Source organism: Methanobrevibacter sp. (assembly GCF_045130115.1).
Lineage (GTDB): Archaea > Methanobacteriota > Methanobacteria > Methanobacteriales > Methanobacteriaceae > Methanocatella.
In genome coordinates, this window is record NZ_JBGUPC010000020.1 from 1 (window position 1) to 11,962 (window position 11,962).

Annotated in this window: 14 protein-coding genes, 1 tRNA gene and 1 pseudogene; 14 read left to right on the forward strand and 2 right to left on the reverse strand. The window is 36.2% G+C overall.

Features of this window, described 5'->3' with window-relative positions; all coding sequences use genetic code 11:
• The 13 genes and pseudogenes from ACJMML_RS03445 to ACJMML_RS03505 all read left to right on the forward strand — a co-directional run.
• Positions 1-94: pseudogene (locus tag ACJMML_RS03445) on the forward strand (50S ribosomal protein L19e); the annotation flags it as partial.
• Between the two features lie 2 nt (positions 95-96).
• The gene (locus tag ACJMML_RS03450; protein WP_405305986.1) at positions 97-678 is read left to right on the forward strand and encodes a 50S ribosomal protein L18; all 582 of its coding nucleotides are present in this window, start codon (positions 97-99) and stop codon (positions 676-678) included.
• Positions 679-680: 2 nt separating this feature from the next.
• Positions 681-1,322: a 30S ribosomal protein S5 gene (gene rpsE, locus ACJMML_RS03455; RefSeq protein WP_330026391.1), complete on the forward strand. Its 642-nt coding sequence runs from the start codon at positions 681-683 to the stop codon at positions 1,320-1,322.
• Positions 1,323-1,333: 11 nt separating this feature from the next.
• Positions 1,334-1,792 carry a 50S ribosomal protein L30 gene (locus ACJMML_RS03460; RefSeq protein ID WP_405305987.1) on the forward strand — a complete coding sequence of 153 codons (459 nt, stop codon included), beginning with the start codon at positions 1,334-1,336 and terminating at the stop codon, positions 1,790-1,792.
• Positions 1,793-1,807: 15 nt separating this feature from the next.
• Positions 1,808-2,245 carry an uL15m family ribosomal protein gene (locus tag ACJMML_RS03465; protein ID WP_405305988.1) on the forward strand — a complete coding sequence of 146 codons (438 nt, stop codon included), beginning with the start codon at positions 1,808-1,810 and terminating at the stop codon, positions 2,243-2,245.
• Positions 2,246-2,272: 27 nt separating this feature from the next.
• Entirely contained in the window at positions 2,273-3,634 is a 1,362-nt protein-coding gene (gene secY, locus ACJMML_RS03470) for a preprotein translocase subunit SecY (RefSeq protein ID WP_405305989.1), read from the forward strand.
• Between the two features lie 41 nt (positions 3,635-3,675).
• Complete coding sequence (locus ACJMML_RS03475; protein ID WP_405305990.1) at positions 3,676-4,236, forward strand: adenylate kinase; 561 nt, start codon at positions 3,676-3,678, stop codon at positions 4,234-4,236.
• Between the two features lie 12 nt (positions 4,237-4,248).
• Positions 4,249-4,827, forward strand: coding sequence for a DUF106 domain-containing protein (locus tag ACJMML_RS03480; protein ID WP_405305991.1), 579 nt, complete (start codon positions 4,249-4,251; stop codon positions 4,825-4,827).
• A 109-nt stretch (positions 4,828-4,936) separates the two neighbouring features.
• Entirely contained in the window at positions 4,937-5,203 is a 267-nt protein-coding gene (locus tag ACJMML_RS03485; protein WP_405305992.1) for a 50S ribosomal protein L34e, read from the forward strand.
• On the forward strand, positions 5,203-5,724 hold the full coding sequence (gene cmk / locus ACJMML_RS03490) for a (d)CMP kinase (RefSeq protein ID WP_405305993.1): 522 nt from the start codon (positions 5,203-5,205) through the stop codon (positions 5,722-5,724). Before ACJMML_RS03485 ends, cmk begins: the two co-directional genes overlap by 1 nt.
• The gene (locus ACJMML_RS03495; protein ID WP_292608596.1) at positions 5,725-5,946 is read left to right on the forward strand and encodes a 50S ribosomal protein L14e; all 222 of its coding nucleotides are present in this window, start codon (positions 5,725-5,727) and stop codon (positions 5,944-5,946) included.
• A gap of 68 nt (positions 5,947-6,014) precedes the next feature.
• On the forward strand, positions 6,015-6,980 hold the full coding sequence (locus ACJMML_RS03500) for an RNA-guided pseudouridylation complex pseudouridine synthase subunit Cbf5 (protein WP_405305994.1): 966 nt from the start codon (positions 6,015-6,017) through the stop codon (positions 6,978-6,980).
• Positions 6,981-6,994: 14 nt separating this feature from the next.
• Positions 6,995-9,289: a transglutaminase domain-containing protein gene (locus ACJMML_RS03505; RefSeq protein WP_405305995.1), complete on the forward strand. Its 2,295-nt coding sequence runs from the start codon at positions 6,995-6,997 to the stop codon at positions 9,287-9,289.
• Between the two features lie 26 nt (positions 9,290-9,315).
• Here the strand turns inward: ACJMML_RS03505 and ACJMML_RS03510 are convergent, their stop codons facing one another.
• Complete coding sequence (locus tag ACJMML_RS03510) at positions 9,316-11,088, reverse strand: DUF2207 domain-containing protein (protein WP_405305996.1); 1,773 nt, start codon at positions 11,086-11,088, stop codon at positions 9,316-9,318.
• A gap of 12 nt (positions 11,089-11,100) precedes the next feature.
• Positions 11,101-11,658, reverse strand: coding sequence for a LemA family protein (locus ACJMML_RS03515; RefSeq protein ID WP_405305997.1), 558 nt, complete (start codon positions 11,656-11,658; stop codon positions 11,101-11,103).
• Between the two features lie 202 nt (positions 11,659-11,860).
• Between ACJMML_RS03515 and ACJMML_RS03520 the strand changes: the two genes are divergently transcribed.
• Positions 11,861-11,945, forward strand: a tRNA-Ser gene (locus tag ACJMML_RS03520).
• The last annotated feature ends 17 nt before the right edge of the window (positions 11,946-11,962 follow it).

The window sequence follows — 11,962 nt, forward strand, 5'->3', positions numbered from 1 at the left end:
ATTATACAAAATGGCTAAGGGTGGCGCATTTAGAAGTAAATCTTACATGAGAAACTACGCCCGTGACCATGATTTAATTAAAGGAGATGAATAAGCATGGCACATGGAACTAATTATAAAGTAGCATTCAGAAGAAGAAGAGAAGGTAAAACTGATTATGCAGCTAGAATGAAATTAGTCGATTATGACAAATCCCGTTTAGTTGTCAGAGTTTCAAACTCTCACGCTACTGTTCAAGTTATTAATTACGCTCCTGAAGGAGACATTACTGTGGCATCTGCTGTAAGTAAACAATTATCTCAATTTGGTTACTTAGGACACACTGGAAACCTTTCAGCATTCTACTTAACAGCATACTTATGTGCTAAAAGAGCTTTAGCTGCAGGTGTTGAAAATGCAATCTTAGACATCGGTTTAAAATCACCAATCAAAGGTTCTAAAATATTCGCAGCATTAAAAGGTGCTGTTGACGCAGGTTTAGAAATTCCTCACGGTGACTTCATTTTCCCTGAAGATGAACGTATCAGAGGAGAACACATTGCAAATTATGCTGAATCTTTAGATGCTGAAGAAGTTGCTAAAAAATTCTCAAAGTATTTTGAAAGAGGTCTTAATCCTAAAGATTTACCAGAAAACTTTGATGAAACTGTTAAAAATATCGATGAGGCAGAGGTATAACTATGAGTTTTAATATGGATGAATGGGAACCTAAAACTAAAATGGGTAGACAAGTTAAAGAAGGTACCATTACTGATATCGATGAAATCTTTGAAAAAGGTCTTCCAATTATGGAGTTAGAAATAGTTGATGCCTTAATTCCAGATTTAGAAGAAGAAGTAATGGATGTAAACTTAGTTCAAAGGATGCATAAATCTGGTAGAAAAGTTAATTTCAGAGTAATTGTTGCTGTAGGTAACAAAGATGGTTATGTTGGATTAGGCCAAGGTAAAGCTAAAGAGGTCGGTCCTGCTATTAGAAAAGCTGTAGACAATGCAAAATACAACCTTATTAAAGTAAGAAGAGGTTGTGGAGATTGGGGTTGTGTATGTGGAAGAGAACACACAGTTCCATTCAAAGTAACCGGTAAAACCAGTAGTGTAAGCGTTACTTTAATGCCTGCTCCTGCGGGTGTTGGTTTAGTAGTTGGAGATGTTGGTAAAACTATCTTAAAACTCGCTGGTATCCACGATGTATGGTCTCAAACTTTCGGACAAACTCAAACCACTGTTAACTTTGCTAATGCTGTATTTGGTGCTTTAAAAGAATTAAGTAACGTTAAAGCAAGTGAAGAAGATCTCAAGAAAATGGGAGTTAACTACTAATTGGTGATAGTATGTTTTTAGTTATTAGAGTTAGAGGAACTACCGGTGTCATTAAAAATATTGCAGACACCTTAGACATGTTAAGACTTAACAGAATCAGCCATGCAGTATTAATTGAAGAAAATCCTAGTTACGAAGGTATGCTTCAAAAAGCTAAGGATTACATCACCTGGGGTGAAATCGACGCTGAATTTGTTGCAGCAATGATTGCTAAAAGAGGAAGACTCCCAGGTAATGTAAAAGTTACTGACGAGTATGTTGCTGAAAATTCTGATTATAACAATATTGAAGAGTTAGCTAAAGCTTTAGTTGATGGTAAAGTTAAATTAGCTGATGTAGGTATTAAACCTGTATTCCGTTTACACCCTCCAAGAAAAGGTTACGAAGATATCCGTTTATCTGTTAAAGAAGGTGGATCTTTAGGTTACAGGGGAGAAGAAATTAAAGATCTTGCAAAAAGAATGCTTTAAACTCAGGTGTATATTATGATTAGAACAAAACGTAAAATCAATAAACAAAGAGGTTCTAGATCCAACGGTGGAGGATGTACCAAAAAACGTAGAGGTGCAGGTAACAAAGGTGGAAAAGGTAAAGCAGGTATGGGTAAACAACACTGGACCTGGACTGTAATCCACGACCCTGACCACTTCGGAAAACATGGTTTCAAAAGACCTCAAAAAATGATTAAAAAAATCAGCACTGTTAATTTAAGTTACTTAGAAGAACAGTCTGATAAATTAATAGCACAAGGCAAAGCATCCAAAGAAGGAGATGCTATTGTAATAGATGTTACTGAATTAGGTTATGATAAAGTTTTAGCAAAAGGTAAAATTACTAAAGCTTATAAAATTTCAGCACCTCAATTCTCAGCATCCGCAATTGAAAAAATTGAAGAATTAGGAGGAGAAGCTATATTATTATAGCTCTATTCCTTTTAATCAGGGGATAAAATGTCATCATTAGAAGTTTTAGAGCCAATATTTAAATTTATTCCTGAAGTCAAATCTCCAGTTCACAGAGAAGAATTTAATGAAAAACTCAAATGGACAGCCCTTATCTTGGTATTATACTTTTTCTTAACTCAAATTCCGTTATATGGTGTATCTCCAGGTTCTTACGACAGTTTCGCTGCATTAAGGGCGGTCATGGCTGGAAGTTTCGGTTCCATTCTTACTTTAGGAATTGGTCCAATTGTTACTGCTTCTATTGTTTTGCAATTATTAGTAGGTTCAAATCTTTTGGATTTGGATCTCTCATCCCATAAGGATAAATCTCATTTCCAAGCTACTCAAAAAGTATTATCTATTGTGTTCACAATTTTTGAAGCAAGTGTTTTAGTGCTTACTGGAAATATCGTCCCTATTGATGGTTCCTATACTGGATTATTAATCTTACAACTTGTTTTAGGTGCACTGGTTATTATTTACCTTGATGAAGTTGTATCTAAATGGGGATTCGGAAGCGGTATTGGTTTGTTCATTGCTGCTGGTGTATGTCAACAAATTATGGTAGGTACATTCAGTATTTTACCAGGACAAGATGGTTTGCTTGCAGGTATCATCCCTAAATTCATCCAAGAAGCCACTGTGGGAATGCCTAACTTTTATAACTTAATCCCATTACTTGCAACTATTATCGTATTTGCAGTTGTTCTTTATGGAGAAGCTATGAGAGTGGAAATTCCTATATCTCACGGTAGTGTAAGAGGTCACGGAAGAATCAGAGGATCTGTTGGTAAATACCCATTAAAATTCGTTTACTCAAGTAACATGCCTGTAATTTTAACAAGTGCATTGCTTGTAAACGTTACTTTATTTGCAAATGTTTTCCAAAAAATTGGTTTCCCAATTCTCGGACATTTAGAAAAGGGTAAAGCTGTTGATGGAATTGCATGGTTATTGTCAACACCTAAATTGCACATGTTCATAACCGAACCGATACATGTCTTAGTATATGCGATATTCTTTATTGCATGCTGTATACTCTTCTCATACTTATGGGTTGAAATCAGTGGTTTGAATGCTAAAAAGATTTCTGAACAACTTTACAACTCTGGTATTCAGATACCTGGTTTCAGAAGTAGTAAACGTCAATTGTATAAAATTTTGAAAAAATACATTCCTGCTCTTACCATTATAAGTGGTGTTTATGTAGGTTTAATTGCTTTCCTTGCAGATTTAACCGGCGCTTTAGGTGGAGGTACTGGAGTATTGCTTACTGTTGGTATTCTTCATAAGCTATACGAAGAAATGGCTGAAGAACAACTCATGTCAGCAAATCCTATTCTTAGGAAAGTTTTAGGAGGAGATTAAATCTTCTCTTATATTTTCTCTTTTAAAAGTGAGGGATTAAAGTGAAATTAGTAGTATTAACAGGGATTCCAGGTTCTGGAAGTACAACTTTATTGAATAAAGCTTTAGAAGAAGTTGATTATGTCCATTTAAATTATGGAGACATAATGACTGAAATTGCAGTTAAAGAGGAACTTGTTTCTCATAGGGATGAATTAAGGAAATTGCCTGCTGAAACTCAAAAGGAAATTCAAGCTAAAGCAGCAGCTGAAATTAAAGCAAGATCCGAAAATGACAATGTTATTGTGGACACCCACTGTACCATAAATACTCCTGCAGGTTTTTTACCTGGTTTACCAATATGGGTGTTAGAACAATTGCAACCGGACCAATTTATTTTAGTTGAGGCAAATCCTGATGAAATTATTTATAGAAGATTAAATGATGATACTCGTGAAAGGGACCTTCAAAAAGTTAAGGAAATTGACTTACATCAACAAATGAACAGGGCTACCTCAATGGCTTATGCTACTTTAACCGGAGCCACTGTCAAAATTGTTGCAAATCATGACAATCATTTAGATTCTAATGTTAAAAAATTGGTAAATGTTTTAAATTTATAGAGGTGTTTTATTATGCCAGATCCATGGGGAATAATTTTAGAAGCGTTAAATGCAGTTTTTAATCCGCTTTTAGCAATGGATCCAAATCCAACTAATCCTGCTTTAACAGTATTAGTTATTGCATTTATTGTTTCATTGATTACCACTATTGCAAACAAGTACTTAGTGGACCAGGACGAAATGAATGAAATCCAAGCAAGAAGTAAGAAATTAACAAGCGAGTTAAGAGAAGCTCAGAAAAAAGGTGACGGAAAGAAAGTTGCTGAACTTCAGGCTAGACAGACTGAAATGATGCAGGACCAAAGTAAAATGATGACAAACTCATTCAAACCTATGATTGTGACTTTTGTTCCAATTATTTTAATATTCTTCTGGATGAGGTCTTCAGTCATTAGCGGAATGGTTATCCACTTGCCTCCATCTGTTTATTGGGTTACTTTAACTCCATTCTGGCATTTCCTTGGTGGTTTCCTTTATGGTGGAAAAGCTACCATCCCATATGGTATTGGATGGTTGTTATGGTATATGATTTGTACCTTCGGTATGAGTCAAATACTAAGAAAATTCTTAGGATTTAAACAAGGGTTCTAAATTAACCCTTTTACCATACATTTATTAATGATGAAAAGGATATATTATATTATTCTATTTTGAATACGCTATTACACAATTATTTATTAAAAATTATTAAGGTGATTAAATGCCTGCAAATAGGTTTAGATCAAGATCATATAAAAGAGTTCACAAAAACACCCCCGGTGGGGACAATGTTTTAAGATATAAAAAGAAAAAACCATCTAAGCATGTTTGTGCTGAATGTGGTAAAGTATTACATGGAGTTCCTCGTGGACGTCCATATGAAATTGGAAAATTATCAAAAACAGCTAAAAGACCTAACCGTCCATTCGGTGGTTACTTATGTTCAAGCTGTGCTCGTAAACATTTCAAAAACGAGGCTAGAAAATAATGATAATTACTGTAGGTGGATTGGCTGGAACTGGAACTACAACAACTGCTGAGGGTCTCTCAGAAAAGTTGGATATTCCATATATCTCTGCAGGTTTTGTCTTTAGAGAAATGGCTGCAGAAAAAGGGATGAGTGTTCTTGAATTCAGTGAGTTTGCTGAAGGTAATGATGATATCGATAAAGAAATTGATAAAAGGCAAGCTGAAAAGGCTAAAGAAGCAGAAAATCTGATTGTTGAGGGAAGATTATCAGCATATTTTGTTGATAATGCTGATTTGAGAGTTTGGTTGGTAACACCTTTTGATGTGCGATCAAAAAGAATTTCCGAAAGAGAGGATAAGTCTGTTGACGTAGCTAAAGAAGAGATTATAACTCGTGAAAAAAGCGAAGCCTTAAGATACATGGAAATCCATAACATTGACATTTCAAATATGGATATCTATGACATAATTATAAATACTGGTACTTTCAATCCTGAAAAAGTATCAGAAATCATTATTCAAACATTAAAGGTGATATAAATGGCATCAATCGAAGTAGGTAGAGTATGTGTTAAAATCGCCGGTAGAGAAGCTGGCGAAAAATGTGCAATCGTTGAAATTATCGATGAAAACTTTGTAGAAGTTGTTGGTGAAGCAGTTAAAAACAGAAGATGTAACATTGCTCACTTAGAACCAACCGAAGATTCTATCGATGTTTCTGGTGACATTGACTCTATTAAAGCAGCTTTAGCTGACTTATAGGGCTAAATGAATAATTGACAAAATTATTCATAACTTTTTTTATTTACTATTTTTTTAAGGTTTTTTTCATGAAATTCAACATGGTGACAAAGTCTAAAAGTTTCACATCCCCGGAATTTGGCTGCAAGCCTGAAGACAGGGAGATCAATGATTACATTTCTAAAGGAGTAATTAATTTAGACAAGCCATCAGGTCCGACATCTCATGAAATTGACTCATGGATTAAACGTATTTTAAACTTGGAAAAATCAGGCCACGGCGGAACATTGGATCCGAAAGTTACAGGTATTTTGCCTGTTGGATTGAATGATGCTACCCGTGCCATTCAGCTTTTATTGACCGCACCTAAGGAATATGTCTGTCTTTTGACATTCCACCAGGATGTTGATGAGGACAGGATTCGTGAAGTGTTTGCCGAGTTTACAGGCAAGATATTCCAATTGCCTCCTGTAAAGTCTGCCGTAAAGCGTGAAATGAGGACACGTAACATCTACTATTCAACTATCTATGAAATAGAAGGACGTGACGTTCTCTTCAGAATAGGCTGTGAAGCGGGAACATATGTGAGGACTTATTGTCACAACATTGGTGAAGCTTTAGGCGTTGGTGCGCACATGGCGGAGCTTAGAAGAACACAAGTCGGCTCATTCAATGAAAAGAATAAATTGGTGACTCTTCAGGATGTTACTGATGCATACCACTTCTGGAAGGAAGATGGGGATGAGTCATTCTTGAGGGATGCGATAATGCCGATGGAAAGGGCTGCTGATTACCTTCCAAAAATCATAATTAAAGATTCAGCCGTAGATGCGGTTTGCCATGGAGCCGATTTGGCCAACGGTGGAATTGCAGAACTGGCAGATAACATTCAAAGGAATGATATTGTAGCAATTGAAACACTTAAGGGTGAATTGGTTGGTGCAGGTAACTCTTTATTGACATCCAACGAGATTTTGGAAGCTGATTCCGGTTTTGCAGTTAATGTCAATAAGGTTTTAATGAAACCTGATACATATCCAAGATTCTGGAAATGATGAGTTGGTTAGATTTGAATAAGAAAATATTATTTGTTTTATTTGCTGTGATTTTTATTTTTTCTCTTAGTGCAATTAATGCAGCAGACATTAACTCAACAGATGATATTCCACTTCAGATTGAAAATCAAACTCCAGTTTATACTGTAGACTCTGATATCAGTTCTTTAAATGAAAATGATAAAAATCAAACCGAGATGGTTTCACCGTCAGATAATGTTTATTATAAGGGTTCATACAGCGTAACCTTAAAGGATTCAAATTCAGGATCTATTTTGGCAAATAAGACTATTGATTTTCTCATAAATAATGTCAAGTATGATGCTGTAACTGATAATGATGGTGTTGCTAATGTCAATTTGGCTTTGGCTCCTGGAAAATATCCCATCTTTGCATCCTTCAGTGGGGATGATGACTATGGCATCTGCAACCTGACTTCTACATTCAATGTATTGCCGACAATCAAGGCAAGTGACATTTCAAAATATTATAAATCAGGCACTCCGTTTTCTGCACAGTTTTTTGACACTCATGGAAACCCTTTGGCAAATACCATTGTTACAATAACAGTCAACGGCAAGCAATATAATGTCAGAACCAATGGAAACGGTTTTGCAAATCTGGCTATGAATTTCAATCCAGGTTCCTATAAGATAGTTTCCACCAATCCTTTTATGGGCTATTCGATAACCACTAACTTTTTAATTCTCCCGACACTAAGCTCATCAGACATCAAGCAGGTTCAAGGCCAAAACAAGAAATTCGTTGCAAAGTTTTTAAGAAGTGACGGAAAGCCGCTGGCCAAAACCTATGTCAAATATAAATTAAAGGGCAAAACTCACAAAGTCAAGACAAATGCCAACGGTAAGATAAGCATTTCCTTAAAAAAGCTCAAGAAAGGAACCTATAAGATAGTCTGTTATAATAAGGATGGGCTGTCAAAAACCAATACCATTAAGATTTATAAGAAAAAAGCCTCAACCAAATTATCATCCGGCTTTTATACATTCTATCCAAATGAGAAGAGGTTGATTAAGGTCAAACTGTCAACAGCATTGGCAGACAGTTCAAATGCCGGAAAAATCATCAAAATCAAGATCAATGGAAAGACATACAGTAGAAAAACCGATGCAAATGGTATTGCATCCATGGATTTGTCCTCATTTAAAAAGGGAATTTTCACCGTCCAATACAAATATGATGGAAACAAATTCTTCAAGGCATCCAAATTAACAAGGTCCGTTATAATATTCGACACAACCCAGACTTCAATCACTGTCAAAAGCACAACCCATTTCGGTTATGGTGCAGGCACTTTATTGAAAGTGTCTTATAATGCAGGAGGCGTTCCTGTAGCTGGAAAAACTGTAATGTTAAATCTTACAGGCAAGACATACACAAAAACTACAGACAGCAAGGGCATTGTATCGATACCAATCAATTTAGACATTGGCAGCTATGTCGTTAGCTATAAAACGGACAGTGATTCGATATTCAATGGAACTTCAGGCTCTTTCAATATAGATGTCTTCAAACGAAGCCCCTCCAAGTTAACTTGGAAATGCGGAAAATCCTATAAGGACAATACCCAAACTTTCAAAGTGTTGGCAACTAATTTGAAGGGCCAGCATCTATCGGGAGGAGACATTGAGCTGACCATTGACGGGGAAACATATTCCTCAACCGTTTCATCAGGAGGCTATTCAAAGTTCAAGACCCATGTCGCTATTGGAAACTATAAGGTTTCAGTCAAATTCAAGGGCAATAACAATCATCTTGAAAGCTCCACTTCCAAATCGGTTAAGGTTAAACTTTCCAAATTCCGCAAAGGAATCAACGAAAAGAACGCAAAGGGTTCAAAGGCATATAAAAAATCATCCCGCCACTGTAAGGTTGGAACTATAAAGCTTAAAAAATTAGTCAAATCATTAACTAAGGGTTTGCCTGATGATGTGGATAAGGCAAAAGCCATATTCAATTATGTAAGGGACACCGTGGAGTACAGCTATTACTATGATACCAAATATGGTTCAACAGGCACATTGAATCATAAAAGGGGAAATTGCGTTGACCAGGCTCATCTGCTGGTTGCAATGTTTAGGACTGCAGGATTTAATGCGCGATACGTTCATGGAACATGCCGATTTAGTGACGGTGACGTTACAGGACACGTTTGGGTTCAGGTAAAGATTGGAAAAAATTGGGTTGGCGCAGATGCAACTTCATATAGAAACTCTTTGGGAAAAATAAAAAACTGGAATAACAAGCACTACACCCTGCATAGCAAATATGCAAGATTACCATTCTAAAAAAAAATAAAAGAAAATGGAAGAAGCTAGAAAGCTCCTCCGCCTCCACCTCCAGATCCTCCGCCGAGGCCACCAAAGCCACCGGAATCTGAAGAGGAGCTCATTGTTGATTGTCCGCTCATTATTGCACTGTGCATCATGTAGGATCCTCCATAACGGTGATACATGAAAATATCCTCATCATAACCGTAGATTTCCTGTTCCTGAAGTTTCATGGCATCATAAACCTTGTCAGCTACTCCAAGAGCCGTACCATAAATCAGGTACTTTTTCCAAACAACTATTGATTCTGGAGGGTGTTCTTTAATTAAACTGTTGTCCTTTAGGAACTTCTTGAAGTTTTTCCATTTGAGATATCTCACACGGCCTTCAGGAGTCCATTTTCCAAATCTTTTGTCATCCAATTTCATAATCAGAAGGGAAAATAGGATTAAAAATATTCCTCCTGCAATGGAATAGATTCCTGATTTCAATTCTGTCCATAATCCTAAAACGGCCAAAAGTACTCCAAAGAGCAATCCTCCTACACCAAGCACTGCAATAATAGTTGTGCCTGTGTAATCAAATTCTTCATCAGCTCTGAATTCTAAAGAAGCAGATACATTCTCCTGCCATTCATTAAATCGGCCCATAAACCATTTTGCATTTGATTCGGTTGATAATCTTGAATTTAAGCTAGATAAATTCAACCTGTCATTATTTGAAAAGCGATGAAGGATATCATAGACCTGCTTTTCATTTGAGTTGAGTCCGCTGGTGTTTCCGCTGAATTTTATGATCAAATCCTTGGTTTCGGTATCTTCATCGTTTACGGCTTCAATACTCAAAACCTTTTTATCAATCAGATTCAGAATTGCAGCTTCAAATCCATCCATATTAGGAGTTCCAACGTTTCCTGAAGAATATAGTGCATTTACCACTTCCGGCGGATCATCGGTAGGAAGTTCCCTCTCATATACTCCTTCATACATCACTTTTGGCTCTCTTCCAAAAATGAGATAAGTGAATAGTGCAACGATAGGACTTAAAAGGGATAGCAATCCTAAAATGACATATGCTGCATTCCAGAAATTACGTCCGTTGACACTGTCGTTGAGGTTTTTCATAATCATTTCCCGGCCGTCATAATCGACATGCTTTGCATTTGTTGCATCGTGGAAGCCATCCAATGGCATCAATACAAGGAGTTCATAATAATCGCCTTTCGGAATTTCTGATGTTTTTGCGGTAATTGTATTCTTGTTCAATTCGCTTGAAACATTAAATTCCTGAGGATTCAGGAAATATTCGTTGCCTTTATCTCCAGGCAAATGGACTTTTACGTTGACGGTTCCGACACCAACGTCCCATTCATCTCCCCAGAGTTTGTATTGAAGTCCACCTACATCTTTGAAAAGGGTAACAACATTTTTCATATCATAGTTGATATGAACTGATACGTCACAATCTTTAATTCCTTTTGTATGGCCTTCATCGGAATATAAATAGATTTTCAGATGTTTTTTTCCATCTTCATCGCTTACCGTATGTGAGGCATAAGCTCCGTCAACGGAGATATTAATGTTTTCTACGCTCTCTCCAGCTTTCAATGGAATGTCCCGGTATACTCCATTAAACTGCCCCTTAAATGAATAATCATACCTTTCATCTACATGCAGTAGGCCATTATTTTCAACGGTCAGGTCAACAAATGCATGATCAATGGTGTAGCTTCTGTCATCGTCGGCTGCAACTGCTGAAAATGTTGAAAACAATAATAAAAGAAGTAAAATTATAGTAAATGTTTTTTTAACATTCATATAATTTCACCACTAGAATTTCACTTCCGGTACAGCTCTTTCACTTTCTGGTGCTTCAAAGAATGCTTCTTCTTTAAATCCGAATAATCTTGCCATAATGTTGCTTGGGAATTGTTGGCATGCGTTATTGTATTTTAAAACAACATCGTTGTAGAATTGTCTTGCGTAGGATATCTTATCCTCTGTGTCGGATAATTCATTTTGCAATTGTTGGAAATTGCTGTTGGCCTTCAAGTCAGGATAGTTTTCAGCAACTGCAAACAATGTTTTTAAAGCTCCAGTCAACTGATTATCTGCGGCGCTTGCTTCTTCAACATTTGATGCGTTCATCACGCCGGTTCTTGCTTTTGTCACTTCTTCAAGAACGCCTTTTTCATGTCCTGCATATCCTTTTACTGTTTCAACTAAATTTGGTATTAAATCGTTTCTTCTTTTGAGTTGAACATCGATTTGCGCATAGCTGTTCTTTACGCGGTTTCTAAGTCCAACCAAATTGTTGTACATATGTATAAATGTTCCTATAATTATAATTAGACAAACTATAATTACTATCATCAATAGTAAATCCATTTTATCACCAATAATAGTTATAATTCTAGATAAAAATATACTTTGCCATTTATTAATGATTAATTATAAATTATATTTGCGGGACTTATTTTTTTAAAAATCCTAGTTTTAACCAAACCTTTATATAGGGTAATGTAAATATATTATTATATCATATTATTCTAGATGATATGATAGTACAAGTATTGCTAACTATTTCAATGCCGAGATAGTCTAGCCTGGTAAGGCGCGAGACTGGAAATCTCGTGGGCGTTCAGCCCTCCTGGGTTCAAATCCCAGTCTCGGCGTTTATTAGTTTTTAACT

What these genes read in the sequence shown, in the direction of transcription:
- ACJMML_RS03450 (WP_405305986.1), top strand. Translation starts at nt 97, where the DNA reads ATGGCACATGGAACTAATTATAAAGTAGCATTCAGAAGAAGAAGAGAA.
- rpsE (WP_330026391.1), top strand. Translation starts at nt 681, where the DNA reads ATGAGTTTTAATATGGATGAATGGGAACCTAAAACTAAAATGGGTAGA.
- ACJMML_RS03460 (WP_405305987.1), top strand. Translation starts at nt 1,334, where the DNA reads ATGTTTTTAGTTATTAGAGTTAGAGGAACTACCGGTGTCATTAAAAAT.
- ACJMML_RS03465 (WP_405305988.1), top strand. Translation starts at nt 1,808, where the DNA reads ATGATTAGAACAAAACGTAAAATCAATAAACAAAGAGGTTCTAGATCC.
- secY (WP_405305989.1), top strand. Translation starts at nt 2,273, where the DNA reads ATGTCATCATTAGAAGTTTTAGAGCCAATATTTAAATTTATTCCTGAA.
- ACJMML_RS03480 (WP_405305991.1), top strand. Translation starts at nt 4,249, where the DNA reads ATGCCAGATCCATGGGGAATAATTTTAGAAGCGTTAAATGCAGTTTTT.
- ACJMML_RS03485 (WP_405305992.1), top strand. Translation starts at nt 4,937, where the DNA reads ATGCCTGCAAATAGGTTTAGATCAAGATCATATAAAAGAGTTCACAAA.
- cmk (WP_405305993.1), top strand. Translation starts at nt 5,203, where the DNA reads ATGATAATTACTGTAGGTGGATTGGCTGGAACTGGAACTACAACAACT.
- ACJMML_RS03495 (WP_292608596.1), top strand. Translation starts at nt 5,725, where the DNA reads ATGGCATCAATCGAAGTAGGTAGAGTATGTGTTAAAATCGCCGGTAGA.
- ACJMML_RS03500 (WP_405305994.1), top strand. Translation starts at nt 6,015, where the DNA reads ATGAAATTCAACATGGTGACAAAGTCTAAAAGTTTCACATCCCCGGAA.
- ACJMML_RS03510 (WP_405305996.1), bottom strand. Translation starts at nt 11,088, where the DNA reads ATGAATGTTAAAAAAACATTTACTATAATTTTACTTCTTTTATTATTG.
- ACJMML_RS03515 (WP_405305997.1), bottom strand. Translation starts at nt 11,658, where the DNA reads ATGGATTTACTATTGATGATAGTAATTATAGTTTGTCTAATTATAATT.